Genomic DNA, 17767 nt, shown 5'->3' with positions numbered 1-17767 from the left:
TGAATTTACTCGCTGGCCGGGAGTTGCGATGGAAGATCAATATCCTGCACGACGCCGGGGTGCTCAAGCGGCAGCAGGTGCACTGCCGCGCCTTGCAGCAGTTCACGCGCGCCATTATCGCCGCGCAGTTGGCAAAGGGGTTTGCGCAATAGGTCGGAAAAGCCGACCGGGTGACCGGGCTGTTGCGCATAGCAGGGGCGCACGATCGCGTGCTGCCGTAAGGCATCCGCCACCTGCCGGAAAACCTCGGCGCCGACGAACGGCATATCGGCCAGGTGGATCAGCCAGCCCTGCCAGTGCTGCGTGGCCGCAACGCCCGCGGCGATCGAGTCGCCGAGGCCCGAACTGTCGAGCAGGGTGACCGGCACCTGATTGGCGGCGCAGGCTGCCAGCACCGGCAGATTATCCGGCCGGGTCACCACCTGTACCGGCAGGCCGGAAGCCAATGCCTGGCGCAGGGTGTGTTCGAACAGCGATCGCCGCTCGCCCGCCGCGTCGGTAAATCCGGCGTTCAATTTGTTGCCCTGGCCGCCGGCCTGAATAAAGCGCTCCCCGCGTCCGGCGGCGGTAATGACAATGCCCGTGGTCATGGTTGAAGTCCGCGTTTGCGCAAATTATTTATTAGCCTACAAACTACCTGTGTTTTGCAAATGTTTTTTTGTTGAAAACAGCCTGTTAATCATCACATAATTTTAGTTATAAGCATATGCTTATGACGTCTACGGCAAGGTCGTCAGCGTTTGCGCAACAACACCGCGAACAAAAACCAATTACAAGAAAGACGTGAAGGACTTATTTATGAGCAATTTCAACCCGTCGCGGCGCCGCTTTATCAAAAGCGCCGTGATTGCGGGGGTGTCTGTGTATCTCGCGCCCCTGTACAGCCGCGCCTACGCCGCGCTGTTCGAGCAAAAAATCCTCCAGTCACCCAACTGGGATCCGCAGACCAAACGCGTCCGTTTCCGTATCGATGGCCGCGCCAAGGTCATGGGGCAGAAGGTGTTCGCGCGCGATATCCGCGCGGTGGACATGCCGCACTGGCCGCAGAAACAGGCGCACGCCTTCATTCTGCGCGTCACCAAAGCCAACCGGCTGTTCGAAGGGGTCGATCTGTCGCTATTGGGGGACGACCTGCAGCCGGATCGCCTGGTGACGGCGGAAGATCTGGCGCGCGACGGCCTGGCCTTCCCGGCGTTCTACGGTGACGACATGCTGCTGCCGAGCGGCAAAACCCCGGCCTACCTCGGCCAGGCGGTGGCGATCCTGATCTATCACGACTTCGCCCGTTTCCGCTTCGCCAAGGACAAGCTGAAATTCCGCGAAGAGACCATCAAATACGGCGCGGTCACCGGCCCGCTGGAGCGCGATCCCTGGGGCAGCTTCCGCTATGTGCGGGTGGGGGGCGATCAGCCGTTCGACGACGATCGCTTCTCCAGCCTGAAGGACACGCCAATCTTCCCGGTATCGATGAAAAAACATCTGCCGGTGTGGCCGGAAGGGCGCGAGGGCGGCAAGCTGGATCAGGAAGGCATGCGCTATGCGGGCCTGATCGCCGACGAGATGGCAAACCCGCCGGCCGATTGGCTGGTGATGTCACGCCGCTACACTACGCAGTCGATCGATACCTCGGCGCTGGAGCCGGACAACGCCAACGGCTGGTTCGACGCCGAGACGCAAACGCTGCATCTGGTGGTGCCGACCCAGTCGCCGCAGGAAGTGGCCGATGAGATGCCGCGCATGCTGGCCAAGCGCAATCCGCCGGTGAAACAGCTGATCCTGCACCCGTGCTACACCGTGGGCTACGGTTCGAAAGATCACTACAACTTCCCGTATTACGGCGCGGTGGCGGCGATGTACGGCGACGGCCACCCGGTGCGCCTGGCCAATGACCGCTTCGAGCAGTTCCAGACGGCGCTGAAGCGCCACGCGTTCGATATGAATTACCGCATCGCGGTGGATCGCCAGACCGGCGTTATGCAGTCGTTCCTCGGTGACATGACCGCGGACGGCGGCGGCCGCAGCAACTTTACCCCTTCGGTGGTGATGGTTGGCGCGACCGCCGCCCAGTCTATTTACTACTTCCCGAAAAGCGATCTGTCGTCGGTCGGGCTGGCCTCGCGCGCCATCGACGCCGGCTCGGCGCGCGGTTACGGCACGCTGCAGAGCATGGCCGCCACCGAGATGATGGTGGATGAGCTGGCCGCTGAACTGAAGATCGACCCGATCGAATTCCGCCTGCGCAACGTGTTGAAATCCGGCATGAAAAACACCCAGGGGGCGATCCCGGCCGGTGCGATCCGTGCCGATGAAGTGCTGGAGAAGGCGGCGAAGCATGAGATGTGGCTCAAGCGCGCCGAACGCAAGGCCGAGTTTGAGAGCCGTCATCCCGGCAAGCGCTATGGCGTTGGCTTCGGCTGCGTGCAGAAAGACTTCGGCACCGGGGCGGAAACCTCGTTCGCCCGGGTGGAGCTGAGCGAAGACGGCCGCATCACGCTGCATCACAGCGGCGCGGAGATGGGCACCGGCATGTCGACCTCGCAGTCGGTGCTGTGCGCACAGTGGCTGGGCAAACCGGCCGACGAAGCGCATTTCTCGGTCACCGACTGGTCGGTGCTGCCGATGGTCACCAGCGGCGATCCTTACCTGATGTCGCAAGAGGAGCAGGATAAGCTGCAAACCAACCCTAACTGGACGCCGAGCTACTGCTCGCCGTCCAGCGCCAGCAACTCGGCCTATTACTTCTCGCATAGCACCCGCGAAGCGGCGCGCCTGATCTTCGATCGCGGCCTGTGGCCGGCGGCGATGGCGCTGTGGCAGGCCGGCATCGGCGGCGGCCAGGCGGCGCCGCTGGTGGTGCGGCGTGAAGATGCGCGTTGGGTCGAGGGCGGCCTGACGGCGGCGGGCATGTCGGTGCTGAGCCTCGAGCTGCTGGCCAAGACGGCCTATCAGATGGGCGGCGTCACCGGCGCTGCGGTGCACGTTTTCAACCGCTGGCAGTGGGCGGAGGCCGATTTCACGCTGAACGGCAAAAGCGAACGCCTGCCGATCGACGGCATGGCGCTGCGCAACGCCGGCGGTGAATTCAAACCGCTGGCGCGCGGGCAGGTCTACTACCCGCCAACCCAGCGCAACAATGCGGCGGTGACCTACTACAGCGCCGTTGGCACGCTGGCGGAAGTGGCGGTGGATATCGCCACCGGCCAGGTGGAATTGTTGAATCACCATTCGATCATGGAGTGCGGCAACCTGATCGTGCCGGAACTGGTTTCCGGCCAGCTGCAGGGCGGGCTGGCGATGGGGATCGGCCATGCGCTGCACGAATATTTACCGCTGTACGAAGACGGCCCGGGCAACGGCACCTGGAACTTCAACCGTTACCACCTGCCGCGCGCCAGCGACGTGGCGGTGTGGAAACAGAGCGGCGACATCCTGCCGGCGCTGTCGGAAACCGATCCGCCGAAAGGCATGGCGGAGGTGGTGATGATCCCGATCGTGGCCGCGCTGGTCAACGCCATCGCCGACGCCACCGGCCACCGTTTCCGTGATTTGCCCGTTCGTGCAGAAAATATTCGTGAGGTATTACAATGAGCATTAAAACCCAGCCGATCTCCCTGACCATCAACGAGAAGCAGTACGGCCCGATCGAGGTGCCGGAAGGCTTGATGATGATCGATTTCCTGCACGAGTACCTTGACCTGACCGGTTCGCGCCTAGGCTGCGGGCAGGGCATTTGCCACGCCTGCGTGGCGATCGTCGATCACCCGAGCGGCACCAGCGAAGAGGTGCGCACCTGCATCACCGGCGCGCATTTCTTCAACGGCAAGAAAGTGCGTACCGTCGAAGGCCACGCCAAGGTGGACGAGCAGGGCGAGGTGGTTGAACTGTCGCCGATCCAGCAGGCGTTTCTGGAGCACTACAGCTTCCAGTGCGGCTATTGCACGCCGGGTTTCGTCAATGCCGCCACCATTTTCGTGGAAAAGCTCAAGCGTGAACCTATCGCTCGCGAGCAGCTGGAAAGCGCCATCGAGCAGGCGCTGGACAGCCACATCTGCCGCTGTACCGGCTATGTGCGTTACTACGAAGCGGTGCGCGACGTGGTGCTGAAAACGCCGGGCCTGCTGAAGGAGACGGCGCAATGAAAAAACGTCTCGCAGTATTGATTTTGCTGGTGGCGATCGTGGTGATTGCGCTGCTGTGGTGGCGGGAAAACCGCCGTTACGACGGCCCGGTGCAGCAGGTGAGCGCCGGCGCCGAACAGATCGCCCGCGGCCGCTATCTGGCGCAGGCCGCCGACTGCGCCGCCTGCCATACCGCCAGCGGCGGGGCGCCGTTGGCCGGCGGCTATCCGCTGGAAACGCCGTTCGGCACGATTTACGGCAGCAATCTGACGCCGTCGGCCGACCACGGCATCGGGCGCTGGACCAAGGACGACTTCTTCCTGGCGCTGACGCAGGGCGTGGCGCCGGGCGGGCGACACCTGTACCCGGCGATGCCTTACACCTCGTACAAGGGCATGTCGCGTCAGGATGCCGACGACATCTACGCTTACCTGATGACGCGCCCGGCGGTGGACGTGGCCATTCCGGCCAACGAGATGCCGTTCCCGTTCAACCAGCGCATGGCGCTGATCGGCTGGAACCTGCTGTTCCGCAGCCAGGATCCGCTGCCGGCCAGTTCGCAGGGCAGTTCGCCGCAATGGCAGCGCGGCCGCTATCTGGCCGACGTGCTGGGGCACTGTGGCGAATGCCACACGCCGCGCGGCGCGCTGGGGCAGATGGATCTCGCTAAGCCGATGCAGGGCGGCGATCTCGGCCGCTTCATGGCGCCGGACATTACGCCGCACGGCCTGGCGCAGCGCGGCTGGACGCCGCAGGACGTCAGCCGCTTCCTCAGCACCGGCCTCGCGCCGCAGGGTTCCGCCTTCAGCGAGATGCACATGGTGGTGGATCTCAGCACCCGTCATTTAACGCCGGAAGACCACCAGGCGCTGGCGCTGTATCTGATGGGCGAGCAGCCGCCGGCGGCGGTGCCGGTGAAAATGGGCCAGGGCAGCGATGCCGGGCGCATGGCCTATTTGGATCAGTGCGCCGGGTGTCACGCGCGTGAAGGCGAGGGCAAACCGCACGTCGCACCGGCGATGCGCGATAATGCCACACTGCGCCAGGCAGACGGCAAGAACCTGATCGTGTCGGTGCTGGACGGCCTGCCGGCCCAGCAGTTCCCGAACGATGAAAGCATGCAGAGCATGCCGGGCTTCGGTGAGCGGCTGAGCGATGCCGAAGTGGCGGAGCTGGTGAATTACCTGCGCGTGACCTGGGGAGGCTTGCCGGCGGATATCACCGCAGAGCAGGTGAAAGCGCTGCGCAAGTAAGCGGCGTTCAGGAGAAAAAAATGGCCCGCATCTGCGGGCCATTTTATTTATTGTGCGGTCACGGGATTCAACGGCTGGTGACGCCGTCTACGCGTTGGCTGCGCTGTTTGATGGCGTAACCGACGGCCAGGATCGCCACCCATACCGGGATCAGCAGCACCGAGATTTGAATGCCCGGCGTCAGGTACATGATCACCAGGATGCCGGCCATGAACAGCAGGCATAGGTAGTTGCTGAACGGGTACCAGAAGGCTTTGAACTTCGGCACCACGCCTTCGCGGTTTTTGGCGGCGCGGAACTTCAGGTGCGCCAGGCTGATCATCGCCCAGTTGATCACCAGCGCCGATACCACCAACGCCATCAGCAGTTCGAAGGCCCGCCCCGGGATCAGGTAGTTAATCAGCACGCACAGCGCGGTGGCGAGGGCGGAAATGCCGATGGCTACCACCGGCACGCCGCGGCCGTCGACCTTCAGCAGGCTTTTCGGGCCGTTGCCCTGCTGCGCCAGGCCGTACAGCATGCGGCTGTTGCAGTAGACGCAGCTGTTGTACACCGACAGCGCGGCGGTGAGCACCACGATGTTCAGCACGGTCGCCACCAGGTTGCTGTTCAGCGCGTGGAAGATCAGCACGAACGGGCTGCCGCCTTCAACCACTTTGCCCCACGGGTACAGCGACAGCAGAATGGCCAGCGAACCGATATAGAAGATCAGGATGCGGTAGATCACCTGATTGGTGGCTTTCGGAATGCTTTTTTGCGGGTTGTCGGCTTCGGCGGCGGTGATGCCGACCAGCTCGAGGCCGCCGAAGGAGAACATGATCACCGCCATCGCCATCACCAGGCCCATGACGCCGTTCGGGAAGAACCCGCCCTGCGCCCACAGGTTGGTGACGGTGGCTTCCGGGCCGCCCATGCCGCTGAACAGCAGGTAGGCGCCGAACACGATCATGCCGATAATCGCCACCACCTTGATGATGGCGAACCAGAACTCCATCTCGCCGTAAACTTTAACGTTGGCCAGGTTGATGGCGTTGATCGCCAGGAAGAACACCGCGGCGGAGACCCAGGTGGGGATCTCCGGCCACCAGTACTGCACGTAGATGCCGACCGCGGTCAGCTCCGCCATCGCCACCAGGACATACAGCACCCAGTAGTTCCAGCCGGAAGCGAAGCCGGCGAAGTTGCCCCAGTATTTGTAGGCGAAGTGGCTGAAGGAACCGGCAACCGGCTCTTCCACCACCATTTCCCCCAGCTGGCGCATGATCAGAAACGCGATGAAGCCGCCGATGGCGTAGCCGAGAAGCACTGACGGGCCGGCCATTTTTATTGTTTGAGCGATACCGAGAAATAACCCGGTGCCGATTGCGCCACCTAAGGCGATGAGCTGAATATGGCGGTTTTTCAGGCCGCGTTTCAGCTGGTCACCATGCTGTTGACCATCCATCAATCTAACCCTCTGTCGTTGCGAATGACCACATACCTGTAAAGCAGTGGTTACGATGTGTGTTTTGTTTTATTTACGGCGTTATAGCTATTAATTCCACGGCGCCGCTACCGTTTGGCAGAGAATAATGTTATGCGCGTCTGTTTGCACCTGCTTTGTCGTGTGAGTGATTAAGATTGCAGCAGTTTAGGAAACAAAATGCGGGTTGTGTGACGGCGGGGGGGATTCAGTGCATGAAATAAGCAACAAATCACATAATGCGCAAAAATAACGTAGATCCGAACGGCGGCGCGCGTTCAAATAATGAACGAACTCCCGTTGCGCTGCTCGCCAAATAGCCATTCATTAAAGCGTCATAACCATGCAATAAAACTCGGGCAAAAAGTTTGCACTCTGCCTTGCGTAAGGTTTGGTAAAAGTTAAATCCCCAACCCGGCGCGTAAATGGTAATACCATCACGGCGTTACCGGTTTGCAGCGGGGTTTTCAGCGGGGTGTTAAAATGTGCGGGTAACCTGATTTCGATCAAGGCCCGTATGGACAGGAGGTGAATACTTTGTTACTTTACCGTCACGTTTTTGAAATTGGTATTACCAATTGACTCCGCGCCATTCGCAGAGAAGAATTCACTCATGGCCTACAGCAAAATCCGCCAACCCAAGTTGTCAGATGTTATCGAGCAACAGCTCGAATACCTGATCCTCGAGGGGACACTGCGCCCAGGCGAAAAACTGCCTCCGGAGCGCGAGCTGGCGAAACAATTTGATGTCTCCCGTCCTTCTCTGAGAGAGGCCATTCAGCGCCTGGAAGCGAAAGGGCTGCTCCTGCGCCGTCAGGGCGGCGGCACCTTCGTGCAAACTAATCTGTGGCAGAGCTTCAGCGATCCGCTGGCCGAGCTGCTGGCCGACCATCCCGAATCACAGTTCGATCTGCTGGAAACCCGTCACGCGCTGGAAGGCATTGCCGCCTATTACGCGGCGCTGCGCGGCACCGATGAAGATCTGGCGCGCATCCGCGACTGCCATATCGTGATTCAACAGGCTCAAGACAGCGGCGATCTCGACGCCGAAGCCGATGCGGTCATGCAGTATCAAATCGCCGTGACCGAAGCTGCCCACAACGTTGTGTTACTTCACCTGCTACGCTGCATGGGGCCGATGCTGGAACAGAACGTGCGTCAGAACTTTGAATTGCTCTACTCGCGCCGTGAGATGTTGGCAAAAGTGAGCAGCCACCGCGCCGGAATTTTTGAGGCGATTGTGGCACGCGAGCCGGAAAAGGCCCGTGAAGCCTCGCATCGCCACTTGGCGTTTATCGAGGAAATCTTGCTGGATCTCAGCCGGGAGCATACTCGGCGCGAGAGATCGCTACGGCGTCTCCAGCAACGCAAGGATTAAGAGCTGTCCTCTTCAGGGTACACCAGCCTGCGGGGGTTAAGTTCGAGGTACTTAGTTAAGTACTTAAGCGGCAACTAAACTGATGGGCCTGTCTTCGTGTGTTTTTGCACAGAGCACAGGAAGACAGGCTCCAAACAAACCATTAGACAGATAAGGAATACCACCATGTCAGAACGTTTAAACAATGACGTGGATCCGATCGAAACCCGCGACTGGCTGCAGGCGATCGAATCGGTCATCCGTGAAGAGGGTGTTGAGCGAGCTCAGTTTCTGATTGATCAGGTATTGGGAGAAGCCCGCAAAGGCGGCGTTAACGTTGCGGCCGGTGCTGCAGCGCACAACTACGTCAACACCATCGCGGTAGAAGACGAACCGGCCTACCCAGGCAACCTGGATCTGGAACGCCGCATTCGCTCAGCGATCCGTTGGAACGCGATCATGACCGTTCTGCGCGCATCCAAAAAAGACCTGGAGCTGGGCGGCCACATGGCTTCCTTCCAGTCTTCCGCGACCTTCTATGAAGTCTGCTTTAACCACTTCTTCCGCGCACGCAACGAGAAAGACGGCGGCGACCTGGTGTACTTCCAGGGCCACATCTCTCCGGGCGTTTACGCGCGTGCCTTCCTTGAAGGCCGCCTGACCGAAGAACAAATGAACAACTTCCGTCAGGAAGTGCACGGCAATGGCCTGTCCTCTTACCCGCATCCTAAGCTGATGCCGGAATTCTGGCAGTTCCCGACCGTTTCCATGGGCCTGGGGCCAATCAGCGCCATCTATCAGGCGAAGTTCCTGAAATACCTGGAACACCGCGGCCTGAAAGACACCTCTGAGCAAACCGTTTACGCCTTCCTGGGCGACGGCGAGATGGATGAGCCGGAATCCAAAGGTGCCATCACCATCGCGACCCGCGAGAAGCTGGACAACCTGGTGTTCGTCATCAACTGCAACCTGCAGCGCCTGGACGGCCCGGTTACCGGCAACGGCAAGATCATCAACGAACTGGAAGGCATCTTCTCCGGCGCAGGCTGGCAGGTGCTGAAAGTGATCTGGGGCGGCCGTTGGGACGAACTGCTGCGTAAAGACACCAGCGGTAAACTGGTTCAGCTGATGAACGAGACCCTGGACGGCGACTACCAGACCTTCAAATCCAAAGACGGCGCTTACGTGCGCGAGCACTTCTTCGGCCGTTACCCAGAAACCGCGGCGCTGGTCAAAGACATGACCGACGACGAAATCTGGGCGCTGAACCGTGGTGGTCACGATCCGAAGAAAATCTTCGCTGCACTGAAAAAAGCGCAGGACACCAAAGGCAAACCGACCGTTATCCTGGCCCACACCATCAAAGGTTACGGCATGGGTGAAACCGCGGAAGGTAAAAACATCGCTCACCAGGTGAAGAAAATGAACATGGAAGGGGTTCACCACTTCCGCGATCGTTTCAACGTGCCGGTTGCCGATGCTGACATCGAAAAACTGCCGTACATCACCTTCGAGAAAGATTCCGAAGAGTACAAATACCTGCACGAACGTCGCCAGGCGCTGAAAGGCTACGTGCCGACGCGTCTGCCGGAGTTCACTCAGAAGCTGGAAATGCCGGCGCTGGAAGATTTCAGCTCGCTGCTGGAAGAGCAGAACAAAGAGATCTCCACCACTATCGCTTTCGTGCGTGCCCTGAACGTGATGCTGAAGAACAAGTCGATCAAAGATCGCCTGGTGCCAATCATCGCCGACGAAGCGCGTACCTTCGGTATGGAAGGTCTGTTCCGTCAGATCGGTATCTACAGCCCGAACGGCCAGCAGTACACTCCGCAGGACCGTGAGCAGGTGGCTTACTACAAAGAAGACGAGAAAGGCCAAATCCTGCAGGAAGGCATCAACGAACTGGGCGCAGCCTCTTCCTGGCTGGCCGCAGCGACTTCCTACAGCACCAACGATCTGCCGATGATTCCGTTCTACATCTACTACTCGATGTTCGGTTTCCAACGTATCGGCGACCTGTGCTGGGCAGCGGGCGACCAACAGGCGCGCGGCTTCCTGATCGGCGGCACCTCGGGCCGTACTACCCTGAACGGCGAAGGTCTGCAGCACGAAGATGGCCACAGCCACATTCAGTCTCTGACCATCCCTAACTGCATCTCTTACGATCCGGCTTACGCGTACGAAGTGGCGGTGATCATGCACGACGGTCTGGTGCGCATGTATGGTGACAACCCGGAAAACGTGTACTACTACCTGACCACGCTGAACGAAAACTACCACATGCCTGCGATGCCGCAGGGTGCGGAAGAAGGTATCCGCAAGGGTATCTACAAGCTGGAAACGCTGGAAGGCAGCAAAGGCAAGGTACAGCTGCTGGGCTCCGGCGCCATCCTGCGCCACGTGCGCGAAGCTGCGCAGATCCTGGCGAAGGACTACGGCGTGGGTTCCGACACCTACAGCGTGACCTCGTTCACCGAACTGGCGCGCGACGGCCAGGATTGCGAGCGCTGGAACATGCTGCACCCAACCGAAACGCCACGCGTGCCTTACATCGCTCAGGTGATGAGCGACGCGCCGGCGGTAGCTTCTACCGACTACATGAAACTGTTCGCCGAACAGGTTCGTACTTATGTGCCGGCCAGCGATTATCGCGTACTGGGCACCGACGGCTTCGGTCGTTCGGACAGCCGCGAAAACCTGCGTCACCACTTCGAAGTCGATGCATCCTACGTGGTGGTTGCTGCTCTGGGTGAACTGGCTAAACGCGGTGAGATCGAAGCTTCTGTGGTTGCCGATGCAATCAAGAAATTCGACATCAACCCGGAAAAAGTTAACCCGCGTCTCGCCTAAGAGGTACTGAATAATGTCTATCGAAATCAACGTACCGGACATCGGTGCAGATGAAGTCGAAATCACCGAGATTCTGGTGAAGGTCGGCGATAAAGTTGAAGCGGAACAATCGCTGATCACCGTGGAAGGCGACAAGGCTTCCATGGAAGTGCCCTCCCCGCAGGCGGGCGTGGTGAAAGAGATCAAAGTGGCGGTCGGCGATAAAACCGAAACCGGCAAACTGATCATGATCTTCGAAGCGGCAGGCGCAGCGGAAGCTGCACCGGCGGCGAAAGCGGAAGAAAAACCGGCGGCAGCAGCTGCTGCCCCGGCCGCCGCTGCGGCCAAAGACGTTGCCGTGCCGGACATCGGCGCTGACGAAGTCGAAGTGACCGAGATCCTGGTGAAAGTGGGCGACAAGGTGGAAGCCGAGCAGTCCCTGATCACCGTGGAAGGCGACAAGGCTTCCATGGAAGTCCCTGCGCCGTTCGCGGGCACCGTGAAAGAGATCAAGATCGCGACCGGCGACAAAGTGAAAACCGGTTCCCTGATCATGGTGTTCGAAGTGGCCGGCGCCGCTTCCGCTGCGGCCCCGGCTGCGGCGCAAGCCCCTGCCGCCGCTGCAGCCCCTGCGGCCCCTGCGGCCTCTGCGGCCCCTGCGGCCTCTGCGGCCAAAGACGTCGCCGTGCCGGATATCGGCGGTGACGAAGTCGAAGTGACCGAAGTGATGGTTAAGGTGGGCGACAAGGTTGCCGCCGAGCAGTCTCTGATCACCGTGGAAGGCGACAAGGCCTCCATGGAAGTGCCGGCACCGTTTGCGGGTACCGTGAAAGAGATCAAGATCGCGACCGGCGACAAAGTGAAAACCGGCTCCCTGATCATGGTGTTCGAAGTGGAAGGCGCTACGCCTGCCGCTGCCGCCGCTCCAGCCGCTAAAGCGGAAGCTGCGCCGGCTCCGGCCGCCGCTAAAGCCGCCGCTCCGGCTGCGAAAGCGGATGACAAAGGCGAGTTCGCCGAGAACGCGGCATACGTGCACGCGACTCCGGTCATTCGTCGTCTGGCGCGTGAATTCGGCGTTAACCTGGCGAAAGTGAAGGGCACCGGTCGTAAAGGCCGTATCCTGCGCGAAGACGTTCAGACTTACGTGAAAGACGCAGTGAAACGCGCTGAAGCGGCTCCGGCTGCTGCCGGCGGCGGTCTGCCAGGCATGCTGCCATGGCCGAAAGTGGACTTCAGCAAGTTCGGCGAGATCGAAGAAGTCGAAATGGGCCGCATCCAGAAGATCTCTGGCGCGAACCTGAGCCGCAACTGGGTGATGATCCCGCACGTGACTCACTTCGACAAAACCGACATCACCGATCTGGAAGCGTTCCGCAAACAGCAGAACGAAGAAGCGGCCAAGCGCAAGCTGGACGTGAAGTTCACGCCTGTCGTGTTCATCATGAAAGCCGTTGCTGCCGCTCTGGAGCAGATGCCGCGCTTCAACAGCTCGCTGTCCGAAGACGGTCAGAAGCTGACGCTGAAGAAATACATCAACATCGGCGTGGCGGTAGATACCCCGAACGGCCTGGTGGTTCCGGTGTTCAAGGACGTGAACAAGAAGAGCATCACCGAGCTGTCTCGCGAACTGATGGCCATCTCCAAGAAAGCGCGCGACGGCAAGCTGACCGCGGGCGAGATGCAGGGCGGCTGCTTCACCATCTCCAGCCTGGGCGGCATCGGGACGACCCACTTCGCGCCGATCGTCAACGCGCCGGAAGTGGCTATCCTGGGCGTCTCCAAGTCTGCGATGGAGCCGGTCTGGAACGGTAAAGAGTTCATGCCGCGCCTGATGATGCCGATGTCGCTGTCCTTCGACCACCGCGTTATCGACGGTGCCGATGGTGCGCGCTTCATCACCATCATCAACAACATGTTGTCCGACATTCGCCGTCTGGTGATGTAATGCAAAAGGGGCGCAGCATGCTGCGCCCCTGACGATTCTGTAGCAGTTTTGTCGGATTTTGCACAACTCGACAAAATTGTTGAGACACGGGTCACTCGAACACGCTTTGCAGATTATTAACAATTCTGTAAACTGCTCGCGGTGTAAGCGTCCCGGTGGATGAAGGGCGTTATGAGATCGATTAGCAATAAAAATGACGTCTGACCCGCCGGACAATCAATTAAGAGGTCATGATGAGTACTGAAATTAAAACTCAGGTCGTGGTACTTGGGGCGGGCCCGGCAGGTTACTCTGCAGCCTTTCGTTGCGCTGACTTAGGTCTTGAAACCGTTCTGGTTGAACGTTATTCCACTCTGGGCGGGGTTTGCCTGAACGTGGGATGTATCCCTTCCAAAGCACTGCTGCACGTTGCCAAAGTGATCGAAGAAGCCAAAGCGCTGGCCGAACACGGCATCGTTTTCGGCGAGCCGAAAACCGACATCGACAAAGTGCGCGTCTGGAAAGAAAAAGTCATCACTCAGCTGACCGGCGGTCTGGCTGGCATGGCGAAAGGCCGTAAAGTGAAAGTGGTCAACGGCCTGGGCAAGTTCACCGGCGCTAACACCCTGGTTGTGGAAGGCGAAAACGGCCCAACCACCATCAACTTCGACAACGCCATCATCGCTGCAGGTTCTCGTCCGATCCAACTGCCATTCATTCCTCATGAAGATCCACGCGTGTGGGATTCTACCGATGCGCTGGAACTGAAAACCGTCCCAGAGCGTCTGCTGGTTATGGGCGGCGGCATCATCGGCCTGGAAATGGGCACCGTATACCATGCGTTGGGTTCACAGATCGACGTCGTTGAAATGTTCGATCAGGTCATCCCGGCGGCAGATAAAGACGTGGTGAAAGTCTTCACCAAACGTATCAGCAAGCAGTTCAACCTGATGCTGGAAACCAAAGTGACCGCGGTAGAAGCCAAAGAAGACGGCATCTACGTCACGATGGAAGGTAAAAAAGCGCCGGCAGAACCACAGCGTTACGACGCGGTGCTGGTGGCGATCGGTCGCGTGCCGAACGGCAAACTGCTGGATGCCGGCAAAGCCGGTGTTGAAGTTGACGAGCGTGGCTTCATCAACGTCGACAAACAGCTGCGCACCAACGTGCCGCACATCTTCGCTATCGGCGACATCGTCGGTCAGCCGATGCTGGCGCACAAAGGCGTGCACGAAGGCCACGTTGCCGCGGAAGTTATCGCCGGCATGAAACACTACTTCGATCCGAAAGTGATCCCATCCATCGCTTACACCGAGCCGGAAGTGGCATGGGTGGGTCTGACCGAGAAAGAAGCGAAAGAGAAAGGCATCAGCTACGAAACCTCCACCTTCCCGTGGGCGGCTTCCGGCCGTGCGATCGCTTCCGACTGTGCAGACGGCATGACCAAACTGATCTTCGACAAAGAAACTCACCGCATCATCGGTGGCGCGATTGTCGGCACCAACGGCGGCGAACTGCTGGGTGAAATCGGTCTGGCTATCGAGATGGGCTGCGACGCGGAAGACATCGCGCTGACCATCCACGCTCACCCGACCCTGCACGAATCCGTGGGCCTGGCGGCGGAAATCTACGAAGGCAGCATCACCGACCTGCCTAACCCGAAAGCCAAGAAGAAGTAATTCTGCTGGCTTGACCGGTTAACCAGCGGCTCCTGAAAAGGGGCCGTTTTTTTTTGCTCAAACTCAGAAAGCGGTATTTTTGTGGTCGCTGCGCCAAATTCCGATCCCCCTGCTTATATCCATTCTAATTATATGGATATAATGCCCTGCTAGTCCGGCAGCCGATTACGCTGCGCTCAACGATTCAGCAAAGATTTAATGTTGCTTTTATGTGAACGAATTAACAACCGTTTCAAATCCTGATATGCTGGCTGAGCGGAACCGGGCACTGTACCTTACAGTCCAGGACATCGACAGCAGTGCCCCGTCAGGATAGATGGCATCTATATCGCCGTGCGCTCTACCCATCAGTCTTTCATGCTGTAACGCTGTTTGACCGTGCTTGTTTGCCCCAATCACCGTTTCGGGGCCTTTACGGGCCGATCGCCTAGCCACAGAGTGAAACCCCAAGGGTATAAACCCGGTTTGCATATACGCCAGGCACAATAAATGACAATGAGAGCGAGGAGAACGTCGTGCTAGAAGAATACCGTAAGCACGTAGCCGAGCGTGCTGCTGAGGGCATCGCCCCTAAGCCGCTAGACGCCACCCAAATGGCCGCGCTGGTCGAACTACTGAAGAATCCGCCAAAAGGCGAAGAAGAATTCCTGTTAGACCTGCTGATTAACCGTGTTCCACCGGGCGTCGACGAAGCCGCCTACGTCAAAGCAGGTTTCCTGGCGGCCATCGCCAAAGGCGAAGCGACATCCCCCCTGGTTACCCCCGAGAAAGCCATTGAACTGTTAGGCACCATGCAGGGCGGCTATAACATTCACCCGCTGATCGAAGCGCTGGACAACGAAACGCTGGCGCCTATCGCCGCGAAAGCGCTGTCCCACACGCTGCTGATGTTCGACAACTTCTACGACGTGGAAGAGAAGGCTAAGGCCGGTAACCCGCACGCCAAGCAGATCATGCAGTCCTGGGCCGACGCCGAATGGTACCTGTCGCGCCCTGAGCTGGCAGAAAAGATCACCGTCACCGTGTTCAAAGTCACCGGCGAAACCAACACCGACGACCTTTCCCCGGCGCCGGACGCCTGGTCGCGCCCGGACATCCCGCTGCACGCGCTGGCGATGCTGAAAAACGAACGTGAAGGCATCGTGCCGGATCAGCCGGGCAGCGTCGGCCCGATCAAACAGATCGAGCTGCTGAACAAGAAAGGCTTCCCGCTGGCCTACGTCGGCGACGTGGTCGGCACCGGCTCTTCCCGTAAATCCGCCACCAACTCCGTGCTGTGGTTTATGGGTGACGACATCCCGCACGTGCCGAACAAGCGCGGCGGCGGCGTGGTGCTGGGCGGCAAGATTGCGCCTATCTTCTTCAACACCATGGAAGATGCCGGCGCCTTGCCGATCGAAGTGGACGTGTCCGAGCTGAACATGGGCGACGTGATCGACGTTTACCCGTACAAAGGTGAAGTGCGCAACCACGAAACCGGCGCGCTGATCGCCAACTTCGAACTGAAAACCGACGTGCTGCTGGATGAAGTGCGCGCCGGCGGCCGTATCCCGCTGATCATCGGCCGCGGCCTGACCACCAAGGCGCGCGAAGCGCTGGGTCTGCCGCACAGCGAGGTGTTCCGTATCGCCAAGCCGGTTGCCGCCAGCAGCAAAGGCTTCTCGCTGGCGCAGAAAATGGTCGGCCGCGCCTGCGGCGTCGCTGGCATTCGCCCTGGCGAATACTGTGAACCAAAGATGACCTCCGTCGGTTCTCAGGACACCACCGGCCCGATGACCCGCGATGAGCTGAAAGACCTGGCCTGCCTCGGCTTCTCCGCCGATCTGGTCATGCAGTCGTTCTGCCACACCGCCGCGTACCCGAAACCGGTCGACGTGACCACGCACCACACGCTGCCTGACTTCATCATGAACCGCGGCGGCGTCTCGCTGCGTCCGGGCGACGGCGTGATCCACTCCTGGCTGAACCGCATGCTGCTGCCTGACACCGTCGGCACCGGCGGCGATTCCCACACCCGCTTCCCGATCGGCATCTCCTTCCCGGCCGGTTCCGGCCTGGTGGCGTTTGCCGCCGCGACCGGCGTGATGCCGCTGGATATGCCTGAGTCGGTGCTGGTGCGCTTCAAAGGCAAAATGCAGCCGGGCATCACCCTGCGCGATCTGGTGCACGCCATCCCTTACTACGCGATCCAGCAAGGCTTGCTGACCGTCGAGAAGAAGGGCAAGAAAAACATCTTCTCCGGCCGTATTCTGGAGATCGAAGGCCTGCCGGATCTGAAGGTTGAGCAGGCGTTTGAGCTGACCGATGCGTCCGCCGAACGTTCCGCCGCCGGTTGTACCATCAAGCTGGACAAGGCGCCGATCGAAGAGTACCTGAACTCCAACATCGTGCTGCTGAAGTGGATGATCTCCGAAGGCTACGGCGATCGCCGTACGCTGGAGCGCCGTATTCAGGGCATGGAAAAATGGCTGGCGGATCCGCAGCTGCTGGAAGGCGATGCGGATGCGGAATACGCGGCGGTGATCGACATCGATCTGAACGAGATCAAAGAGCCGATCCTGTGCGCACCGAACGATCCTGACGATGCGCGCCTGCTGTCTGACGTGGCCAACAGCAAAATCGATGAAGTGTTCATCGGTTCTTGCATGACCAACATCGGCCACTTCCGCGCGGCCGGCAAGCTGCTGGATCAGCACAAGGGCCAGCTGCCGACCCGTCTGTGGGTGGCGCCGCCAACCAAGATGGACGCGGCTCAGCTGACCGAAGAAGGCTACTACAGCGTCTTCGGCAAGAGCGGGGCGCGCATCGAGATCCCGGGCTGTTCGCTGTGCATGGGCAACCAGGCTCGCGTGGCGGACGGTGCGACGGTGGTCTCCACCTCGACCCGTAACTTCCCGAACCGTCTGGGCACCGGTGCCAACGTCTATCTGGCGTCTGCCGAACTGGCTGCGGTTGCGTCCCTGCTGGGCCGCCTGCCGACGCCGGACGAGTACCAGACCTATATGGCGCAGGTCGACAAGACGGCGGCGGATACCTACCGCTATCTGAACTTTGACCAACTGGGGCAGTACACCGAAAAAGCCGACGGCGTGATCTTCCAGACCGCGGTTTAATTCAGCGTCAATCCCAAGCAGCGGGGCCCTTT

General features: G+C 59.8%; 10 protein-coding genes. 8 read left to right on the top strand and 2 right to left on the bottom strand.

Translation table 11 applies throughout. The features are described 5' to 3' along the window. Positions 1–5 precede the first annotated feature (5 nt). A complete protein-coding gene (locus V8N38_RS21285; protein WP_147840632.1) occupies positions 6–590 on the bottom strand; it encodes an NTP transferase domain-containing protein in 585 nt (194 codons plus the stop codon). Positions 591–798: 208 nt separating this feature from the next. Here V8N38_RS21285 and V8N38_RS21280 point away from each other — a divergent pair, with 208 nt between their 5' ends. From V8N38_RS21280 to V8N38_RS21270, 3 genes are read left to right on the top strand one after another with little or no spacing between them, the layout of a single operon-like run. After that, positions 799–3588 carry a xanthine dehydrogenase family protein molybdopterin-binding subunit gene (locus V8N38_RS21280; RefSeq protein WP_147840633.1) on the top strand — a complete coding sequence of 930 codons (2790 nt, stop codon included), beginning with the start codon at positions 799–801 and terminating at the stop codon, positions 3586–3588. Next, on the top strand, positions 3585–4139 hold the full coding sequence (locus V8N38_RS21275; protein ID WP_038879260.1) for a (2Fe-2S)-binding protein: 555 nt from the start codon (positions 3585–3587) through the stop codon (positions 4137–4139). The genes V8N38_RS21280 and V8N38_RS21275 overlap by 4 nt, the downstream gene beginning before the upstream one ends. Next, positions 4136–5371 carry a cytochrome c gene (locus tag V8N38_RS21270; RefSeq protein ID WP_047729861.1) on the top strand — a complete coding sequence of 412 codons (1236 nt, stop codon included), beginning with the start codon at positions 4136–4138 and terminating at the stop codon, positions 5369–5371. The genes V8N38_RS21275 and V8N38_RS21270 overlap by 4 nt, the downstream gene beginning before the upstream one ends. Positions 5372–5438: 67 nt before the next feature. Here V8N38_RS21270 and V8N38_RS21265 read toward each other — a convergent pair whose 3' ends face one another. Continuing rightward, complete coding sequence (locus V8N38_RS21265; protein ID WP_004937488.1) at positions 5439–6815, bottom strand: amino acid permease; 1377 nt, start codon at positions 6813–6815, stop codon at positions 5439–5441. Between the two features lie 631 nt (positions 6816–7446). Here V8N38_RS21265 and pdhR point away from each other — a divergent pair. From pdhR to acnB, 5 genes are all read left to right on the top strand, one after another. Continuing rightward, positions 7447–8211, top strand: a complete 765-nt coding sequence (gene pdhR, locus V8N38_RS21260; protein WP_004937490.1) for a pyruvate dehydrogenase complex transcriptional repressor PdhR — start codon at positions 7447–7449, stop codon at positions 8209–8211. Positions 8212–8376: 165 nt separating this feature from the next. Continuing rightward, a complete protein-coding gene (aceE, locus tag V8N38_RS21255; RefSeq protein WP_004937495.1) occupies positions 8377–11040 on the top strand; it encodes a pyruvate dehydrogenase (acetyl-transferring), homodimeric type in 2664 nt (887 codons plus the stop codon). A gap of 13 nt (positions 11041–11053) precedes the next feature. Then, complete coding sequence (gene aceF / locus V8N38_RS21250) at positions 11054–12964, top strand: pyruvate dehydrogenase complex dihydrolipoyllysine-residue acetyltransferase (protein ID WP_147840634.1); 1911 nt, start codon at positions 11054–11056, stop codon at positions 12962–12964. Between the two features lie 233 nt (positions 12965–13197). Further along, positions 13198–14622, top strand: a complete 1425-nt coding sequence (gene lpdA / locus V8N38_RS21245) for a dihydrolipoyl dehydrogenase (protein ID WP_004937500.1) — start codon at positions 13198–13200, stop codon at positions 14620–14622. 515 nt (positions 14623–15137) lie between these two features. Beyond that, on the top strand, positions 15138–17735 hold the full coding sequence (gene acnB / locus V8N38_RS21240) for a bifunctional aconitate hydratase 2/2-methylisocitrate dehydratase (protein ID WP_060422679.1): 2598 nt from the start codon (positions 15138–15140) through the stop codon (positions 17733–17735). Positions 17736–17767: the final 32 nt, after the last annotated feature.

The sequence above is a fragment of the Serratia nevei genome, assembly GCF_037948395.1.
In the GTDB taxonomy this organism is placed as follows: domain Bacteria; phylum Pseudomonadota; class Gammaproteobacteria; order Enterobacterales; family Enterobacteriaceae; genus Serratia; species Serratia nevei.
Note: the sequence above shows the minus strand (reverse complement) of the source record. Positions and strands in the feature narration are given on the sequence as shown.